Below are 19,112 nucleotides of genomic sequence, written 5' to 3' on the forward strand. Positions count from 1 at the left end.
ACATGAAGCACTGGACTTTATGACAGTGCAAAGGTGGTGGCGTCGTCCCGGCAGCCGGTTAACCTACATCGAAATGCTCCCGATGCGTGCGTCAGCGTTGAATGTCCCAGCGGAAAATTGCGGAAAGACAAGAACACCGTCGGAAAAATCGCCTCAGCAGTTAGCATGCGCCTGCCCCTTGGACAAGGACATGCCGAGGGAAGCGCACACGCTTCAACCTTTCCTCATTCCCCATTTCCCCACCTGAACCCTGATCAAGGATCCGCAATGTCTCTTTTGTTTTCCGAAACCACACTTGGCCCGCTGAAACTGCAAAACCACCTCGTGATGTCACCGCTGACGCGCAACCGCGCCACGGGCAACGTTCCCAACGCCCTGATGGCAGAGTATTACGCGCAGCGCGCAACGGTGGGCCTGATCATCACCGAAGGCACCTCGCCATCCCCGAATGGCCTGGGCTACCCGCGCATTCCGGGTGCGTTCTCCCCGGAGCAGACCGCTGGGTGGAAGATTGTGGCCGATGCCGTGCATGCCAAGGGGGCGAAGATCTTCATGCAGCTCATGCACTGCGGGCGCATCGCGCATCCCCTCAATCTTCCTGCGGGAGCGCACATGCTCGCGCCTTCGGCGGTGCCGGCGGCCGGTGAGATGTACACGGACGCCGAGGGCTTGAAGCCGCACCCGGTGCCACAAGCGATGACGCAAGCCGACATCAAGGCGACCATCGAGGAATATGTCACAGCCGCGCGCAATGCAATCGCAGCGGGCCTTGACGGCGTTGAGTTGCATGGCGCAAACGGATATCTGCTGGAGCAGTTCATCCGCCCGAACTCGAATCAGCGCACCGATGCCTACGGCGGCTCGATCGAGAATCGCGCACGCTTCGTGCTGGAAGTCGTGGACGCAACCATCGCCGCCATCGGCAAGGACCGCGTGGGCATCCGCCTGTCACCGTACGGTGTCTTCAACGACATGCCCATTTATGAGGCCATGGAAGCCGACTACACGTATCTGGCCCAGCAGCTTAACGAGCGCGGCCTGGTCTACGTGCATCTGGTGGACCACTCGCCAATGGGCGCGCCGGCTGTTCCCGATGCCATCAAGACCATGTTCCGCAAGACCTTCAAGCGCACCCTGATCCTCTCGGGTGGCTACGACGCCGGGCGCGCCGAGAGTGATCTGGCAGCGGGCAAATGCGACCTCGTTGCAGTGGGGCGGCCAATTCTTGCAAACCCCGATCTCGTGGCGCGCTGGAAATCCGGTTCGGCGCTGAACCAGCCGGACATGACAACGTTCTATACGCCCGGCCCCACCGGCTATACGGACTATGCGGCGTTGAGCGCGTAGCGTTGCATCGAGATCATCGTGGCCATCCGCGCCACGATGATCTCGACGTTGTGCCCCACCATACGAGATGCCGCCCGCCTGGCGACATCGGGGATTGCTCCTGCAGCCGAGACCGGGCACGACCCGCTTGCCAGTCGGGGCTGCGATGGGTTTCACCCATGCGTCGCGCTGCTCAGTCCGGCGCCGTCCATCCGCGACGTTGTTTGCCGCCCAGGCGAACGCCGAGCGCATCGCGCGACGGCCGTCCTGCACCGTGCCGCTGTCTGGGCGCGCGGTCTGGCCCGACGCCGATGCGATGACCCTCGCTCCGCCTTCTCGCCCTGGCGCACGCGCAATCTGACCGCGCCCTGCCCCAACGATCGCTTTGATCCAGCCGGATATCGGCCGGTTGGTGTCTTGCGGCGCTTGAAGGCGCTCGCGCTCCAAGGCTGACAGGGAACGCGACACTGTACGCGCCAAGACTCACGGTGACACTCGCGCGAGGCGTAGGAGCCCGGCTGCAGGCCCCGCCACGCACCAACTGCACGCCAGAGGCCCGGCTCGCGGCGGCGATGCGCCCTTTTCTCGCCGCAGCCGTGGATCAACCGACCGGGACTCGGCCGAACGTTCGATTTTCGAACGTCGCATCAGCCCGGCCCATGGCGCGTCGCATCTCCGCGTAAACCCGGATCACGTCCATACAAATCAAGGCATTGCAGCGCCGCCTGCGAAGGCCTCATCCGGTTGGCATGAAGCCTGCAAGAACAGTGGGGCGCAAGTCAAAACGCGCTCATGCGGGTGGCAGCAAAGCCTGGCGCCCAACGGCTTTAGACCAGAAATGGAGACATGCAATGGAAGTGCACTCACAAGTCCAGGTACTGGGCATCGATGCCGGCGGCACGATGACCGATACCTTCTTTGTTCGCGCCGATGGGCGATTCGTCGTCGGCAAGGCCCAGAGCAATCCGGGGGATGAATCCCTGGCCATTCTGGAGTCGTCCAAGGATGCACTCGCCCACTGGGAGCGCGACGTGGACGAGGTGTACCCGGAGCTCGTCACCTGCGTGTATTCGGGCACCGCCATGCTCAACCGGGTGGTCCAGCGCAAGGGGCTTGACGTCGGGCTGCTCGTGAACCGCGGCTTCGAGCAGGTCCATTCCATGGGGCGCGCAATCCAGAGCTACCTCGGCTATGCGCTCGAGGACCGCATCCACCTCAACACGCACCGCTACGACGAACCCCTGGTGCCGCTGTCGCGCACCCGGGGCGTGACCGAGCGCACCGACGTGCAGGGCCAGATCGTCATCCCGCTGCGCGAAGACGAAGTCCGTCAGGCAACCCGCCAATTGGTGGACGCGGGGTCCAAGGCGATCGTCATCTGCCTGCTGCAATCGCACAAAAACGAACGCAACGAATTGCGTGCCCGCGACATTTGTCGCCAGGAGCTCAAGGCCCTCGGCATGGACATCCCGGTCTTCGCCTCGGTGGATTACTACCCCTCGCGCAAGGAAAGCCATCGCATGAACACCACGGTGCTCGAGGCTTACGCCGCCGAGCCCTCGCGCCAGACCCTGAAGAAGGTCAGCGACCGGTTCAAGAAACACGGCGCGCGCTTTGACCTGCGCGTCATGGCCACCCATGGTGGCACCATCAGCTGGAAGGCCAAGGAGCTGGCCCGCACGATTGTCTCGGGACCAATCGGCGGCGTGATCGGCTCCAAGCTTCTGGGCGAGAAGCTCGGCTACGAGAACATCGCCTGCAGCGATATCGGCGGCACGAGCTTCGACATGGCCCTGATCACGAAGGGCAATTTTGCCATCGCCTCCGATCCCGACATGGCGCGCCTGGTGCTTTCGTTGCCGCTCGTGGCCATGGACTCGGTGGGCGCCGGTGCCGGCAGTTTCGTTCGGCTGGACCCCTACAGCGGATCCATCAAGCTCGGACCCGACAGTGCCGGCTACAGGGTCGGCACCTGTTGGGAAAAAAGCGGTCTCGACACGGTTTCCGTATCCGATTGCCACGTCATCCTGGGCTACCTCAACCCGGACAATTTCCTCGGCGGCGCCATCAAGCTCAATGTCGAGCGCGCCCGCCAGCACATCAAGGCCCAGATCGCCGATCCGCTGCACCTGTCGGTGGAGGACGCCGCAGCCGGGGTCATTGAGCTGCTCGACCTGAATCTGCGCGAGTATCTGCGTGCCAACATCAGTGCCAAGGGCTACAACCCGACGGATTTCGTCTGCTTTTCCTATGGTGGTGCCGGCCCCGTCCACACGTATGGCTATACGGAAGGCCTGGGGTTCAAGGACGTCGTGGTGCCGGCCTGGGCCGCCGGGTTCTCGGCCTTTGGCTGCGCGTGCGCCGATTTCGAATATCGCTACGACAAGAGCGTGGACATCGCCCTGCCCCAGCTCGCTTCCGATGAGGACAAGGTGCAGGCCTGCGAGGTGATCCAAGCGGCCTGGGGCGAACTCGCCAACAAGGTGGTCGAGGAATTCGTCATCAACGGCTTCAAGCCCGAGGACGTCATCCTGCGCCCCGGTTATCGCATGCAGTACATGGGCCAGCTCAATGACCTGGAGGTCAATTCCCCGGTGTCAGGCGCTGCCACGGCGGCCGACTGGGACAGCATCGTCAATGCCTTCGAAACCACCTACGGTCGCGTGTATTCCAACTCGGCACGCTCGCCGGAGCTTGGCTTTTCCGTCACGGGCGCCATCATGCGCGGCCTGGTCATCACCCAAAAGCCTGTGCTGCCCGAGGACCCCGATGGCGGGGAGGCGCCGCCGCCTGAGGCGCGCGTCGGCACCCGTCCGTTCTATCGCCACAAGAAATGGATCGAGGCGACGATCTGGAAGATGGAGTCGCTCAAACCTGGAAACCGCATTGTGGGCCCGGCCATCATCGAATCCGACGCCACCACGTTTGTGGTCCCCGACGGGTTCGAGTCGCGGCTCGACAAGCATCGCCTTTTCCACCTGAAAGAAATCCTCTGAGGAGATCAGCATGAACATGATGAGCATGAAAGAAGTGGGCTGCGCCGACCTGCTAGGCACCGGCGAGACCCTCAAGCAATTTCGCGATGCCATCCTGGAGCGCACCGCAAGCACGGGCCATTACAACGGGCTCAAGCGACTGGAGTTCCGGGAGGCCGATCCGATCCGTTATGAGAAGCTTTTCTCCAAGCTGCGCGGCGGCCTGGTGCACGCACGGGAAACGGCCAAGAAGATTGCCGCCAGCCCCATCGTGGAGCAAGAAGGCGAGCTGTGCTTCACCCTGTACAACCCGGCTGGCGACTGCGTGCTGACCTCCACCGGGATCATCATTCACGTGGGCACCATGGGCGCCGCGATCAAGTACATGATCGAGAACAACTGGGAAGGCAACCCCGGGATCAACCCCGGGGACATGTTCACCAACAACGACTGTCAGATCGGCAACGTCCATCCCTGCGACATCGCCACCATCGTGCCCATCTTCTGGGCGGGCAAACTCATTGGCTGGGTCGGTGGCGTAACCCACGTGATCGACACCGGCGCAGTCACTCCCGGCTCCATGTCCACGGGCCAGACCCAGCGTTTTGGCGACGGCTACATGATCACCTGCCGCAAGACCGGCGTCAACGACGAACCGCTTCGTGACTGGCTGCACGAATCGCAGCGCTCGGTGCGCACGCCGAAGTACTGGATCCTCGACGAGCGCACCCGCATTGCAGGCTGCCACATGATCCGCGACCTGGTCGAGGAAGTGATCGCCGAAGAAGGTCTGGAGGCGTACCAGAAGTTCGGCTTCGAGGTCATCGAGGAAGGTCGCCGGGGCCTGCAAACACGCATCAAGGCCATGACGATCCCCGGCAAATACCGCAAGGTGGCTTTTGTCGACGTGCCCTACAAGCACGAGGACGTGCAGACCTCCAACGCCTTTGCCAAACTCGACTCCATCATGCATGCGCCGGTGGAGATGGAAATCCGCGGGGACGGGTCCTGGCGCCTGGACTTTGAAGGTGCGAGCCGCTGGGGATGGCACTCCTACAACGCCCACCAGGTGGCCTTCACCAGCGGGATCTGGGTCATGATGACCCAGACGCTCGTGCCCACGCAGCGGATCAACGATGGTGCGTACTTCGGCACGGAGTTCCACCTGCCCAAGGGCTGCTGGATGAACCCCGACGACCGCCGCACCGGGCACGCCTACGCGTGGCATTTTCTGGTCTCGGCCTGGACCACGATGTGGCGGGGATTGGGCCAGGCGTACTACAGCCGCGGCTACCTGGAAGAAGTCAATGCGGGCAATGCCAACACCTCCAACTGGCTGCAAGGCGGAGGCATCAACCAGGATGGCGAGATTCACGCCGTCAACAGCTTCGAGGCCTCGGCCTGCGGCACAGGGGCGTCGGCCATCAAGGACGGGCTGAACCACGCTGCGGCGATCTGGAACCCGGAAGGTGACATGGGCGACATCGAGATCTGGGAAATGGCCGAGCCACTCCTTTACCTCGGCCGCAACGTCAAGGCCAATTCCGGCGGTTACGGGAAGTACCGTGGTGGATGCGGCTTCGAGACGCTGCGCATGGTGTGGAAGGCGCACGACTGGACGATGTTCTTCATGGGCAACGGCTACATGAACAGCGACTGGGGAATGATGGGTGGCTACCCCTCAGCCACCGGTTACCGGTTCGAGGCGCATCAAACGGGGTTGAAGGAGCGCATCGCGCGGGGCGACTCCCTACCGCTTGGCGCTGACCTCAATCCGGATCAGCCCGACTACGAGCGTCACATCGACGCAACCGCCACCGTCAAGCGCGATCACCAGTGCATGACCACCGAGGACTGCTACGACAACTATGACCTGTACCTGAACTACCTGCGTGGCGGCCCCGGGTTTGGCGATCCCCTGGATCGGGAGACCGAGGCGATCGCCCTGGATCTCAACAACAACGCCTTGCTGCCCGAGTACGCGCGCAAGGTCTACGGTGCCGTGCTGACCCAGGACGCCAAAGGTGTGTGGTCGGTCGATGCAGGAAAGACCACCGCGCGGCGCGCCGAAATCCGCAAGGAGCGTCTCGCCCGCTCGGTCCCGACCCGGGACTGGATGAAGGAAGAGCGCGAGCGTGTTCTCACCAAGCATGCATCGGTTCAGGTTCGGCACATGTTCGCCACCAGCTTCGATCTTTCGGCGAAATTCCGCGATCAATTCAAGGCGTTCTGGGACTTGCCTGCGGATTGGGAACTGACCGAGGCCGAGCTTGGCGTGCCCTCCTACGGCTCGGTCTATCGCATGGACCTGTCGAAGATGCCTGATGTCCACACCGTGGTGCTGGTCGAAGAGTGAGCTGACCAGGCCTCACCTGCACGGGGACCCGGTTCCCCGTGCACCCCACCCCAAAGAATCAAGGAGCAATCACATGTCTGCCTACACTCAGGAACAGGTCAAGAATCTCGTCGACGGAAAGCTCGACTGGGACACCACAATGCGCATGTTGTCCATGCCCAAGGACAAGGAGCGCTTCGAGCTCTTCGTGCACGCGCTGCAGGCCAAGGTCGCGTGGAAGGACAAGATCGTCCTTCCACTGGGTCCGCACCTGTACATCACGCAGTCGCCCACGACCAAGCAGTGGAACGTCAAGTGCGACTGCGGCCATGAGTTCTGCGATTACCGGGACAACTGGAAGCTGCACGCCAATATCTACGTGCGTGACACCGAAGAGGCGATGACCGAGGTTTATCCAAAGCTCATGGCCCCCGACGTGCAGTGGCAGGTCTATCGCGAGTATTACTGCCCCACCTGCGGAATCATGCACGACATCGAGTCACCCACGCCGTGGTATCCGGTCCTCCACGACTTCGAGCCGGACATCGATGTTTTTTACAAGGAATGGCTTGGCCTGCCGCTGCCCGAACGCGCGGCTTGAGTGGATGGTCCCGATCACCGGCCGCGAGGGCAACCCCGCGGCCTGGGATGCCCACAATCGTGGTGATTCGGGTTCCGGTTTTTGAAGCAAGCAGCATCGACGGAAGATGATCATGCAAGATGGCAGAAAGCGAAGCAAGGTTTATGCAAATGCGCCGTCAGCGCTCGACGGCATCGTGTTTGACGGCATGACCCTCGCCGCCGGTGGCTTTGGCCTGTGCGGAATTCCCGAGCATCTGATCGATGCCCTTTTAGAGGTCGGCGCCAAGGACCTCACCATCATCGGGAACAACGCCGGTGTCGACGGGTTCGGCATGGGATTGCTGCTCAATGCGCGCCAGGTCAGGAAGGTTGTCGCCTCCTACGTCGGCGAGAACAAGGAATTCGAGCGCCAGGTTCTCGCTGGCGAACTGGAGCTGGAACTGGTGCCGCAGGGCACGCTGGCCGAGCGCCTGCGTGCCGGCGGCGCGGGCATTCCTGGGTTTTATACCCGCACCGCCCTGGGCACGCTGCTGGCCAAGGACAAGGAAACCAGAGCCTTTGACGGGCTGGAGTACGTGCTGGAGCCAGCCATTCGGGCCGATGTGGCCTTTGTCAAGGCGTGGAAAGGCGACACCTCCGGAAACCTGGTCTTTCGCAAGACCGCGCGCAACTTCAACCCGATGATCGCCGCCTGTGCGCGCACCACGGTGGCCGAGGTTGAGGAACTCGTGGAGCCCGGCGCACTCGACCCGGACGAGATCCACACGCCGGGCATTTATGTCGACCGCATCATTGCGGGGGACCGTTACCAGAAGCGCATCGAATTTCCGACCATCCATGGCGCCGCAAACGGCGCGCCACCAGATCCCGTGCGCGAGCGCATGGCCCGGCGCGCCGCAGGCGAGTTGCGCGATGGCGACTATGTCAACCTGGGCATTGGCATTCCAACGCTGGTGGCCAACCACATCCCTGCCGGGATCCATGTCACCCTGCAATCCGAAAACGGGCTGCTGGGCATTGGCCCGTTTCCGACCGCCGACACCATCGATCCCGATCTGATCAATGCCGGCAAGCAGACCATCACCAGCCAGCGCGGTAGCAGCTTCTTTTCGAGCGCCGAATCGTTCGCCATGATTCGTGGCGGCCATGTGGACCTGTCCATCCTCGGGGGTCTTGAAGTTTCCGAGAACGGTGACCTTGCCAACTGGATGATTCCCGGCAAGATGGTCAAGGGTCCCGGGGGCGCCATGGATCTGGTCTGCGGTGTGCAACGCGTGATCGTCCTCATGGAACACACCGCGAAGGATGGTTCCCCGAAAATTCTCAAGCGCTGCGCCCTGCCCTTGACGGGCCAAGGCGTGGTCGACATGATCATCACGGACCTGTGCGTCTTCGTCGTCAACCCGGGTGGCACGCTGATTCTCACCGAGTTGCATCCGGGTGTGACAGTCCCGGAGATCAAGGCCAAAACAGGGTGCGGATTCACCATTGCGGAGGACCTGGTCATCTGCCATTGAGGCATCACGCCCTGCCCCTTCGGCCATCGCGCGCGCATGCAAGGAAGCCCGCGCAATCGCGTCCGAGGCCAGGGGCGCAGGCATGGGCGCGTGCGCCGCACGCGCCCGGATCTCGACGCTGGCGCGAGGCGCAGCGGCCCCATGGCACGGGTTAGCACCATGTGGACGGCCACTGCAAATGGGCGTATAAGTCAGCGTTTGGAGGTGCGGAACGCGTGGCGCAATGCCGCCGATGTTTACGTTCGGCATCAGCAGGCCACGACCGATCGGACGGCATGCCCCGCAGCAGCCTTTGGCGCCCCCGGGGATCATCCGAATCAGGAGAAAACCCATGGAAATTCTGGACCCCCACCAGATGTTCTCGGATCCCGGCAAGGATGCGAGCGTCATGTATTCGTGGGAGCGTTTCCTCAGCGGCGATGGCAGTGCGACCAACGCCCTGCGCGACCTCGTCAATGCGTCCTGGCAGCGCTGCCAGGACGCCAATGTGGACCCGACGCAGCATGCCGGTCCGCACCCGGTGTCCGAGCAGGATTTCTTTCTTTTGCGCGAGCGCCAGCGGGAGTTGCTGGAAGTCAGTGCACCCATGATGGCGAGCGCGCGCGATTTCCTGGCCGAGACCGGCACCATGATGGTGTTGGCCGACACGAACTGCACGATCCTGACCATGGAGGGCGACACCCCTGCCAAGGACTCGGCCGAGTCGATCTGCCTGGTGCCAGGCGTGACGTGGAGCGAACGGTTCTGTGGCACCAATGCGATCGGCACGGCCTTGGCCGTGGGCCAACCCGTACAAATCCATTCCGCCGAGCATTACTGCGCGGGGATCAAACGCTGGACCTGCTCGGCCACCGTCATCCGCCACCCCACCGATGGGGAGATCATTGGGGTGCTGGATATTTCAGGCCTGTCGCAGACCTTCAGCCGGCAGAGCCTTGCGCTGGTCGTGGCCACGGCGAACCGGATCGAGAGTCGCCTCACCATTGGCGAGATGGAGCGGCGCTACCGCCTGCTCAACCATTGGGCCCAGCATGGCGCGTCCGTCGGCAACCAGGGCGCCGTGCTGTTCGACAGGCGTGGCTTGCCCATCCAGATCAATGAGCACGCGCATGCGGCGATCCACGCCGCAGGCGGCACCCTCGAATGGCCCACGTCGCGCCGCATCCCGGAGCTCGCCGCCGGCACACTACGCCGCAACCTTGCGCGAGGCACCATCCCGTCCTGGATCCAGCCGCAATGGATTGAGCCCATCATCGAACGCGGTGAGAACCTGGGCACCCTTGTCGTCATCCCGTCCCCCGGCACGCGCTCTGGCGCGCTGCGCCCCCCGGTTCGCGCTGCGCAAACATCGGGAGACGGTGCAGGCGAAGGCCGCGAGGTCGACGCATTCGCCGGCATCATCACGTCGGACCCGGCCATGCAGGCCATCATCGCCAAAGCCCGGCAGATCGCGCGCGCCAAGGCCTCCGTGCTGCTGCTGGGCGAGACCGGCGTGGGCAAGGAAGAGTTCGCCCGCGGCATCCATGCAAGCGCGGCCGCACCGTTCGTCGTCCTGAACTGCGGCGGCCTGTCGCGCGAGCTTCTCGCCAGCGAGTTGTTCGGATATGCCGATGGCGCCTTCACGGGCGCGCGAAAAGGCGGAATGGCGGGCAAGATCGAGGCCGCGGACGGCGGCACGCTGTTTCTCGATGAAATCGGGGAAATGCCGCTGGACATGCAACCGCACCTGCTGCGCGTGTTGGAGCAAGGCGAGGTGTGCCGCCTGGGGGAAACGACGCCGCGCAAGGTGAATTTTCACCTGATCGCGGCAACCCATCGCGACTTGCGCCAGGAAGTGGCCGGGGGGCGGTTTCGCATGGATCTGTATTACCGCATCGCCGTCACCAGCTTGCGCATCCCTCCGCTGCGGGAGCGCAAGGGTGACATTGCAACGCTGGCGCAATACTTCCTCGACCATTTCCGCGCCAAGCAAGGCCTCAAGCCTGCCGTCCTGAGTCCGGCTGTGATCCGCCAACTCGAGTGCAACGCCTGGGAAGGCAATGTGCGCGAGTTGCGCAACGTCATCGAAAGCGCGGTGCTCGTCAGCGATGGCGGCGCCGTGACCTGTGCTGACCTGCCGGCCGAGATGGCCCATGCCGAAGCGCTGGTGGCGCCACCACCCGCGCATGCTCCTGAAAGCGACATTCCAAGCATCGCCCAAGGCGAACGCGCATTGATCCAGCGCACGGTAGCAGCCACGGGCGGAAACCTGACGCTGGCTGCACGCCAGCTAAACATTGCGAAAAGCACGCTGTATGCCAAGATGCAGCGCTATGGGCTTTCACGCGACACCATTCGCGGCGTCCGGGATTAAGGCGGCGGCGCACACGAGGACCCTGGAGGCGACGACGGGCCTTGATCGGCCGTTGCTGTCGTTGAGCCGGTTCCGAGGCACATTGGCAATGCGACACGTTGCTGACTTTGGCCGCATCGGGCGGCCAAAGTCTTCTCCCTGCACTGCCGAACTGACCCAATCGACATCAGGCGGGGGTCGAATTGGGCAGCGAAGATGGACGCTGGTCCAGTCCGAACGCGCCCCGTGGCCGAGCCGCAGTCGAAGAAACGCCAAGCGGGTGAACCCTGATTTGGAGCCATCAACGCTGTGGTGTCTCCGGCGGCGCGACGGGCTCCAATCCAAAGCGCCGCATCGTTGCCAGGAGCGCAGCCCGGTCAGGCGGTCCGCCTGCATTGATGATCGCTCCGACTTGATGAAAATATTCCGATCCGATGTCCGGCGTGTTGATCACGAGCGCCCGCGCCATGGCCGCGTGCGGGTTACTGAATGCATGGACCACGCCTCGAGGCGTGGCCATGGCCTCCCCCGGCCGTAGATCGCGCATCTCGCCGCCCACGCTGTAGCGCAGTGTCCCCTCCAGGACATACACCAGCTCTTCGCTGGCCGAATGGCTGTGCGGCGGCGGCACATTGGAGTTCGGGGGCACGCGCAGCTCGAAGCAGCCCAGCTGGCCGGCTTCGTCCGCCTCCTTCACGTACCTGATCTCCAACTGCCCGACGTGGATGACCTCCCGAGTGGCTGGCACCTTCGTCTCGTTCATGTCATACTCCTTCCGTAAAAAATCTGTACTCTAACGTACAAAAACTTTACGTCAATGTCAACGAGCAAGACCAACCCCTCCCGCAAACCACCCGGGCTGGCGATCACGCCCCTCATCGGCGCGTTGCTGCGCCTGCCGCATGAGGCGGTCGCGGCCCGCATGCTGGGCGCACTTCACGCCAACGGCTTTGATATCACGCCCACGGAGCTGAGAGTGTTCTTGTATCCAGGGCCCGACGGGCGCCGTCCGATTGACTTGGCCCGGCAGTGCAACATGAGTCGTCAGGCAATGAACTACGTGATCTCGGGTCTCGAGCATCGTGGCTACGTTAAGCGGCATGCCGGACCCAGTCCGGCGGCCACGGCGCTACGCCTCACCGACAAGGGCTGGCAGGCAGTGCGCCAGATCCGAAGCTGCGTCACAGCAATCGAGAAGGAGTGGGCAGCGCATCTGGGCGAACAGCGCTTCAATGAACTGCGCGAAACCCTGCATGACCTGTCACAGTGGATGGGCAAGCTGGATTGAGGGTCTTCGCGTGCCGCATTGTCACGGTCCCGTGCCCAGAAATGCCGATGCGGCCTTCCAGGCGGCGCAGTCGCCGGTCAAGAGTGGGGAAGCAAATGATGGCGTATGCCCTCCAGTTGGCGCGAGAGAAGGACTGCTACAAGGCTATGCGTTCGTCCAATGTCTCCCGCGAGGACGCGCACGACTACGATGAGTCACTTGGCTTCGCGCGTCATGGGTATAGGCTACCGCACCAGTGCCCAACGAGGCGCTTGAAGCGACGCCGGAAAGCGCTGCGGTTTCCTCACGTGCCGGCCGCAGCGCGCTTTACTCTTGTTGTTGGCCCCCAAATCTCGTGGAGGTTGCACCATGATGAGCATCACTGAAAGGTTAAGCGCAGGTAGCGCGACGACTGAGGCAGCGTTGGAAATCTATGATTCACTGGCGCCGGTTGAAGTCGATTTCATGATCGGCAATTGGACGGGAGAAGGCTTCAACACCGATCACCCCATGGATGGGCTGCTTGAGGCGTATCACTGGTACGGCAAGCGATTTGAAAGTCCAGAAGACGTCCATCCGTTGGTTTTCTCGACACTTCGGGGTGGTGTCGCCAGCGTTAACCCCGTGTTCATGGGGCCATTGCTCGGGCTGGCGGATCGCATGCTCATGCCAAAGTCGCCTGTAGCGGGCCGCCTATTCCAGGTCACCATGCCGCTATTCACGACCTCAAAGAGCCGCGCCAGGCTGCGCATGACGGCTTATCGAGGAAAGTCCAGTGCAACCATGATCTACGACCAGCTCCCGATCAACGACGTATTCCGCCAAGTCGACGAAAACTGCGTATTTGGCATCATGGATCGAAAAGGCATGAAGAAGCCGTTCTTCTTCATCTTGCGTCGTGCGCGTGGGAGCTAACCGTTCGCTGCAGGCACGACGGCCCTGACGGGCCGCAGCCTGAGCTGAATCGCTGAATCACGATATACCCGTCTACAAAAAATTCGCATGCCATTTGCGTTTCGAAATGCTACTGTTCGCATATCCCGGTTAGGCCCCGGGGACTAAAGAGCGACACAGAGGAGAGCATCATGAGCAATGAACAGGCGCAACCTGAAACAAAAGGCATTACGGTGAAGTTACTCGCAGCGGTTGACCTTGGCCCCGAGATCGAGGGCATGCAGGGGCGCCAACTTCGAATGCGCATGGTGACCTTCGAACCCGGGGGCGTTTTCGGCCCGATTCATGATCATAAGGACAGACCGGGCACTGTCTACATCTTGCAAGGAACGATCACTGACCATCGAGATGGAAGGGCCACGGACTATGGGCCAGGAGTGGGCTGGCCCGAGGATAGGAACACGACCCACTGGCTTGAGAACAGAGGAACGACTCCGGCCGTAGAGATCTCGGTCGATATTGTGAAGCTATAGCACGCGCGGGCTCAACCACTATTGATGGGGCCTTAAAGCAGTCGAGAGCTGACTGCATCGCCAAGCCGATCCGGCCTATGACGCACTAAACGCGATCTGTCGCGTGCCGCGACGCCAGCTCAGGTGCGCGCTCTGGCCGAGCGACGGACTTACTCGATCGGTTTGCCGTCCTCAAACACCCCGCCTGATGGTCCGTCGGATGGCAATTGAACACCCCAGAGCAGGCTTGCTGCGCCTTGTTGCACCGAGCGCGGCGCTCCGGCGCCACCCATGTCGGTGCGAACCCAACCAGGGCTGATGGCATTCACCAGAATCCCGCGATCCTTCATCCGATTGGCAAAGATGCGCGCCATCGCCGTGAGCGCGGCCTTGCTCGCTCCATACCCGCCTGGCGCTTCATGCGCCAGGCTCTCGATGTCCTCGAGAGACAGGTTCGGTGCGGAAAGGCGCTTCACGAGTTCTTGAGGCTGCGAAGACAGCCTGCCGAGACCGCTCGTGACCATCACGACGCGCGAGCCCGGCGCCAGCAGCGCTTCAAGGGCGCGCGTCAGGAGCAATGGCCCCAGGACGTTGACATCCCAGATGCGACGTGCCGGTCCGTCATAGATGCCGGCGTTGTTCACCAGGGCGTCCAGTCGCTGTTCGCTCGCGCGAAGCCGCTGTGCCAACGCGTTGATGGAGCCGCAATCCGCCATGTCGAGGCGCTCGCCCCGCGTGCCAGGAGGCGCCGCCATCGGGTCACGAACTCCCGCCAGCACCTGCCAGCCTTGGGACACGAGCATACGAGCCAGCTCGCGGCCGATGCCGCGGCTGGCTCCCGTGATCAGTACAGTCGGCATCTTCGCATTCCTCCTGTTGCGGCTCGCGTCCTGTTGCGCGCAAAGATGGTATTTCGCTGCCCCGTATGGACGCGCAGGGAACTCGTGGACGCGGCGCCAATCTTGCCCGCTCGGCACCATGGCCGCAAAGGAGCATACGCCCTGAGCTTCGGTTGTCGGCCATGAGCGGACTGATACGTGTCTTCACGACTGTGAGCAACGTGTTGCGCCAGCAATCCATACCTTCCGAGACGGCAATCTTGGGGCACACGCTTGCGACTAAGGCCCCTCCCCAACCAGCCCTCACGTCCCTGACCATCAATCAAAGACACAGTTGCTCAAACAGACGGTCCAGCCTGGCACCGTCCAACTCGCGTCCGATGAAGACCAAGCGCGTGCTTCGGTCATCGTCTGGCCACGCATCCAGCCATTGAAGCGGGTAGAACTTCTCTCGAACGGCATGCACCACGAGTGGGCCTTGTGACCTAATGTGGCGCGGCCGTGATTTGACGTTCGCCACGCCTTTGATCCGCAGCAGTTGCTCGCGCATCGAGTTGGTGACGCGATTGAGAAACACGCCGAGCCCTGCCATGTCGACCGGTTGCTCCGTCCGGATCACGTGGGTCGTGGGACGGGGGCCGCGATGCGCGCCACCGCTTGGGTTTCCGCTCAATTGCGCCATCGGCTTGCCGGCCAGCAGCCAGCCACCGAGGCCGGGTAGCGAGCGTCCTGCCTCGAACACCCCACGGAGAAAGATGGTGGCGGCATCGGCCAAGCCCAGTGTGACTTGCATTAGCTGGGCTTGGCCATTAGCGGCGCGCACCAGCGCCTCGGTGCGTGCGCGCTGCTCGGGAGTGGCAAGGTCGCCCTTGGTCAGAATCACTACGTCGGCGAGCTGCACCTGGCTCATCGCTACAGGGTCTTCCGATACCGTCCGCTCATAGTTGACCTGGTCGACACAAGTCACTACCGCGTCGGGAACGAAGCGTGTGTGCATGAGCGGATTGGCCATCAGCGTGTGAAGAATGGGTACCGGGTCGGCCAAGCCCGAGGTTTCGAGGATCACGTGGTCGAACATTGGAACTTCACCCAGTTGCCGCTTCTCGTAAAGGTCGCGCAGCGTCATTGCGAAATCGACGCGCACGGCGCAGCAGATGCACCCGCCACGGAGCTCGACGACGTTCTCGGCCAGCTGAGCCACCATCAGGTGGTCGATGCTGACATCGCCAAACTCATTGATGATGAGCGCAGTGCGCTGCAATGCCGGGTGCTCGAGGCAGTGCTGCAGCAAGGTGGTCTTGCCGCTGCCCAGATGCCCGGCGAGTATCGTTACCGGCGTCGATAGCGTAGGCACGTGTAGCCCTAGCAACGGAGAAGATCCAAGCGGCTGGCGATCCGCTCGGGCAATGCCTGGGCCGGGATGGAACCGAAGCGCATGCCAGGCCAGCTGGGTGCGCAAGCGGCCTCGTCGCACCAGAACACATCGTTCAAGCCACCTGCCAGACGTTCTTCACCCTGCACAGTCAAGGCGGCATCCGACCAGCCGCCAAGCAGCACTACGTCGACGCTAGAGGCCGCAAGAAGTTCGGCCGGCGCTTCGCCCTGGGGCGCGGCGTCGAGGCGCCACGCCACGCCCCAGCCGTAGTAATTGGCCGACTTCTGCAAGGGTGCACACGCCTCCAGCTCGCCGGCCGAAGGGCCCCCAGCCTCGTCGCAGTCAATCATCAGGGCCGTGAAGCGCCGATCGGCGTGCTGGCGCAGCAAGGCAACCAGCGCGCTTGCCACGTCGTCCAAGTCGTCAAAGTCGAAGGGCGGCTCCACACCCCACGCTCGGAGAAGCCTGCTGGGGGAAGGCAATGCCATCACCAGGGCCGCTTGAGCAGCCAGGCGGTGAAATGCTTCATCGAGCACATCGGTGTTGAATCGGTGGGACGCCGGGTCCGACGCCCAAGTGCCGAGCCTCTCGGCCAAGGGCAAGTCTGCGCCCGGTCCTGATTTCGCCAGCGCAGCCTGCGTCAGGTCGAGCGCGATCACGTCACTGCGCACCAGCTTCTGTGCCTGAGCCATGGCATCGGCGTAGCGGTGAGCATTCACCAGCCAATCGGCCGGCGCACCCGCGAATACGCGAGCGGCATAGGCCTCGAAGTCGATCCACAAGGGCGGGCGCTGCAGCCGCTCGGCAATCTGGGCAAAGACGTTGTTCATGGCAGTTGGAATGGATGTTGCTGCTGGGCCCCTTCGTACCCCAGGCTGCATACCTGCGGTCGAAGAGCCCTGCGAGCGGCTGCGACCGTCAGACCTTCTCCTGCTGTGCCAGTTTGGCTTCAAGCTGGGCGATTCGCACATCCTTCGGATCGGGCATCATCACTCCCGCCATAGCGTCGGCTGGACAGGTATCCGTCGGTGTGCCGCGGTAGATCAGCTTTGGGTCATTCCATGAACCATAGAACGGCAGGTGCGCCGGCGGGTGCTTGGTCTCCCAGCCCTTGACGAACTCGGCGTAGGGCTTGCCTAGCTTCTTACGCTTGCCACGCTCGGCTTCGCGCGCCGCGGCAGTGGCCTCCAGATTGGCTGCCTTGCGCGCCTCGTCGATCCGCACGTGATAGATCTGTTCCACGGTGCGTTTGCTGATCAAGCCATCGCGGTAGTCGTCGACCACCATGGACGGGTCGCGCTCAAGCACATCGCCGTAACCGCCGCCGGTGCCCTGCGTCAGCATGTACAGTTCGCCGGAGGTGACCCACTCCAACTGCATGCCCATGTGGTGCGTGGAGTAGCTGGCGTCCTTGAAGGGGCGTTCGTTCATGATTTCCTCGACCGAGAAGCGCAGCAACTCGCGGCGGTCCTTCATCTCGTCGAAGACGTTGACGTCCTTGACCTTGCACAGCGGGTAGGTGCCAGCACCATAGCCGCCGAAGATGCCGTGCGTGCTGGGGAACTTGGAGCCAATTGAACAGCACATGAAACCCCACAGGGCAGAGTCCTTGACGGTGGCGATCTGCTGGTAGCCATGGCCACCGCGGAACTTGCCGAAGCCCTGGTTATCGCGCATCACCCGGTTGGGCACGATCTTCATGATCGGCGTTTCTTCTTCGATCAGTTCCTGTTCGCCGATGTCCGCCATGGGCGCGAAGATCGGAGCGATGGAATGCTCGCCGTCGCGCGTGGCCCGTGCCCCACCCCCCATGCCGTTGAGGTCCGCACAAAGGTTGCCCACCAGTTCCTGGTGCTGAGTCAGGCCGCCATAGATGAAGGTGACGATCATGTTGTACCAGCCCGAGACCACGTCAGTGGCCTTGAACTTTGATGAGTACAGCAGCTTGGGCACGGCGAGCTGCGCCGCCGTGAAGCTGGGGAAGAAGGTCATCATGCTCTGCGCGTTCGGTGCATTGGCCGAACAGTTGAGCGCCGAGTTGGCGTCGGTGATCACCGTCATGGGCTCGAACACCGCCTGGTTGCGCGGCAGATCGGGCCACACGAAAGTGAGGAATTCCTGTGCCAGCATTCCCTTGCAGGAGGCCAGGACGGTATTGTTCGCGCGGTTGACGAACTCCGGCGCTGAGCCGCGGAAGTCCAGGATCAGTTCATCGTCGCGCTTGGTCATGGCCAGGCGCAGGCGAAGCAGCACGTTTTCGCGCAGCGTGCCGTCGGGGAACACGTTCTGCCGGATGGTGCCATCTGGCCAGTCGCGCAGCCGGCGGCGCACTTCCTCGGCAGTGCTGGTCAGGGTTCGCCGCAAGGTGGCCAGCACGGCTTCGAGCCCGTACTCGCCAATCGCCTCCTTGATGCGCGACTCCATGCGCATAGCCGCGTAGAGCTTGGACTTCATGCCCTCGAGCTGCAGTTTTGGCTCGCGCACCGAATTCTGCAGGAAGGTCATCAAGTCCTTGCGGAAGGTGTAATTCTCGCCGACCTTGAACGGAGGCATCTTGAGCCCTTCATCGAACGGCGACTCGGCCTTGGAGGGCATGCCACCTGGTTCGGTGGCGCCGTTCTCGCCCTCATGCACCATCGCGCCGGTGAAGCAGATCAGCTCGCCTTCGTGAAAGACGGGGATGATGACGCTCTGGTCGGTGTTGTGGATGTTCCCGTAGCGCGCATCGTTGTGCATGAAGATGTCGCCCGGGCGCACGCCGACGGTAGGCTCCTTCATCCAGTACTTGATGATGAATTTCACCGGGTGCTGGGTCAGCACGGAGAACAGCAGTACACCGCCGGCGCTGGACAGCGCCAGGTCGCCCGAGGCCGTCCACACTCCGGAGATCAGGTCACCCCATTTGGCGCCCGGCGCGGCGCCCATCTGCTCGACCATGTCAAATGATTCGTTGCAGGCAGTCTGCAGTTTGTGCCGAACCAGGTTCATCTGGTCGGCGTCGTTAAACACGGCCAGTGCACGCGTCTCGGCGGCCGACTCGGGGGCCAGCTTATGGTTGTCCATGATCTCGGGATCGGGCCCGAGGAAGAGCACGTTCTCGTCCAGGAACTTCTGCAGGATGGACTTTTCTTGATCGTTCAGGTTTTCAGCCATGTGTT

At 62.7% G+C, this 19,112-nt stretch carries 14 protein-coding genes; 9 read left to right on the forward strand and 5 right to left on the reverse strand.

What is annotated here, in order from left to right; translation table 11 throughout:
* Window positions 1–267: 267 nt before the first annotated feature.
* The 6 genes from CD04_RS0104860 to CD04_RS0104890 all read left to right on the forward strand — a co-directional run bounded on the left by CD04_RS0104860 (window position 268) and on the right by CD04_RS0104890 (window position 11,088).
* Window positions 268–1,347, forward strand: a complete 1,080-nt coding sequence (locus tag CD04_RS0104860; RefSeq protein WP_031404663.1) for an alkene reductase — start codon at window positions 268–270, stop codon at window positions 1,345–1,347.
* Window positions 1,348–2,177: 830 nt separating this feature from the next.
* Window positions 2,178–4,322 carry a hydantoinase/oxoprolinase family protein gene (locus tag CD04_RS0104870; RefSeq protein ID WP_031404664.1) on the forward strand — a complete coding sequence of 715 codons (2,145 nt, stop codon included), beginning with the start codon at window positions 2,178–2,180 and terminating at the stop codon, window positions 4,320–4,322.
* 10 nt (window positions 4,323–4,332) lie between these two features.
* Complete coding sequence (locus CD04_RS0104875; RefSeq protein WP_031404665.1) at window positions 4,333–6,657, forward strand: hydantoinase B/oxoprolinase family protein; 2,325 nt, start codon at window positions 4,333–4,335, stop codon at window positions 6,655–6,657.
* Between the two features lie 73 nt (window positions 6,658–6,730).
* On the forward strand, window positions 6,731–7,237 hold the full coding sequence (locus CD04_RS0104880) for an acetone carboxylase subunit gamma (protein ID WP_031404666.1): 507 nt from the start codon (window positions 6,731–6,733) through the stop codon (window positions 7,235–7,237).
* A 112-nt stretch (window positions 7,238–7,349) separates the two neighbouring features.
* A complete protein-coding gene (locus CD04_RS24985) occupies window positions 7,350–8,735 on the forward strand; it encodes a 3-oxoacid CoA-transferase (RefSeq protein ID WP_031404667.1) in 1,386 nt (461 codons plus the stop codon).
* A 331-nt stretch (window positions 8,736–9,066) separates the two neighbouring features.
* The gene (locus CD04_RS0104890; RefSeq protein WP_031404668.1) at window positions 9,067–11,088 is read left to right on the forward strand and encodes a sigma-54-dependent Fis family transcriptional regulator; all 2,022 of its coding nucleotides are present in this window, start codon (window positions 9,067–9,069) and stop codon (window positions 11,086–11,088) included.
* A 280-nt stretch (window positions 11,089–11,368) separates the two neighbouring features.
* Here the strand turns inward: CD04_RS0104890 and CD04_RS0104895 are convergent, their stop codons facing one another.
* A complete protein-coding gene (locus CD04_RS0104895) occupies window positions 11,369–11,830 on the reverse strand; it encodes a cupin domain-containing protein (RefSeq protein ID WP_031404669.1) in 462 nt (153 codons plus the stop codon).
* Window positions 11,831–11,884: 54 nt separating this feature from the next.
* On the opposite strand from CD04_RS0104895, the gene CD04_RS0104900 reads away from it, so the two are divergent.
* The 3 genes from CD04_RS0104900 (at window position 11,885) to CD04_RS0104910 (ending at window position 13,761) form a co-directional block, all read left to right on the forward strand.
* Window positions 11,885–12,355: a MarR family winged helix-turn-helix transcriptional regulator gene (locus CD04_RS0104900; RefSeq protein ID WP_051848941.1), complete on the forward strand. Its 471-nt coding sequence runs from the start codon at window positions 11,885–11,887 to the stop codon at window positions 12,353–12,355.
* Between the two features lie 348 nt (window positions 12,356–12,703).
* On the forward strand, window positions 12,704–13,249 hold the full coding sequence (locus CD04_RS0104905; protein ID WP_231480471.1) for a DUF4334 domain-containing protein: 546 nt from the start codon (window positions 12,704–12,706) through the stop codon (window positions 13,247–13,249).
* Between the two features lie 170 nt (window positions 13,250–13,419).
* Window positions 13,420–13,761, forward strand: coding sequence for a cupin domain-containing protein (locus CD04_RS0104910; RefSeq protein ID WP_031404672.1), 342 nt, complete (start codon window positions 13,420–13,422; stop codon window positions 13,759–13,761).
* 149 nt (window positions 13,762–13,910) lie between these two features.
* Here the strand turns inward: CD04_RS0104910 and CD04_RS0104915 are convergent, their stop codons facing one another.
* The 4 genes from CD04_RS0104915 to CD04_RS0104930 form a co-directional block, all read right to left on the reverse strand.
* Entirely contained in the window at window positions 13,911–14,600 is a 690-nt protein-coding gene (locus CD04_RS0104915; RefSeq protein ID WP_031404673.1) for an SDR family NAD(P)-dependent oxidoreductase, read from the reverse strand.
* A 301-nt stretch (window positions 14,601–14,901) separates the two neighbouring features.
* Window positions 14,902–15,933 (reverse strand): GTP-binding protein, encoded by a 1,032-nt coding sequence (locus CD04_RS0104920; protein WP_031404674.1) that lies wholly within the window; start codon window positions 15,931–15,933, stop codon window positions 14,902–14,904.
* An 8-nt stretch (window positions 15,934–15,941) separates the two neighbouring features.
* Complete coding sequence (locus CD04_RS0104925; protein WP_031404675.1) at window positions 15,942–16,784, reverse strand: hypothetical protein; 843 nt, start codon at window positions 16,782–16,784, stop codon at window positions 15,942–15,944.
* An 88-nt stretch (window positions 16,785–16,872) separates the two neighbouring features.
* Window positions 16,873–19,107, reverse strand: a complete 2,235-nt coding sequence (locus CD04_RS0104930; protein ID WP_031404676.1) for a hydantoinase B/oxoprolinase family protein — start codon at window positions 19,105–19,107, stop codon at window positions 16,873–16,875.
* Window positions 19,108–19,112 lie beyond the last annotated feature (5 nt).

The sequence above is a fragment of the Thiomonas sp. FB-Cd genome (genome assembly GCF_000733775.1).
GTDB lineage: Bacteria > Pseudomonadota > Gammaproteobacteria > Burkholderiales > Burkholderiaceae_C > Thiomonas_A.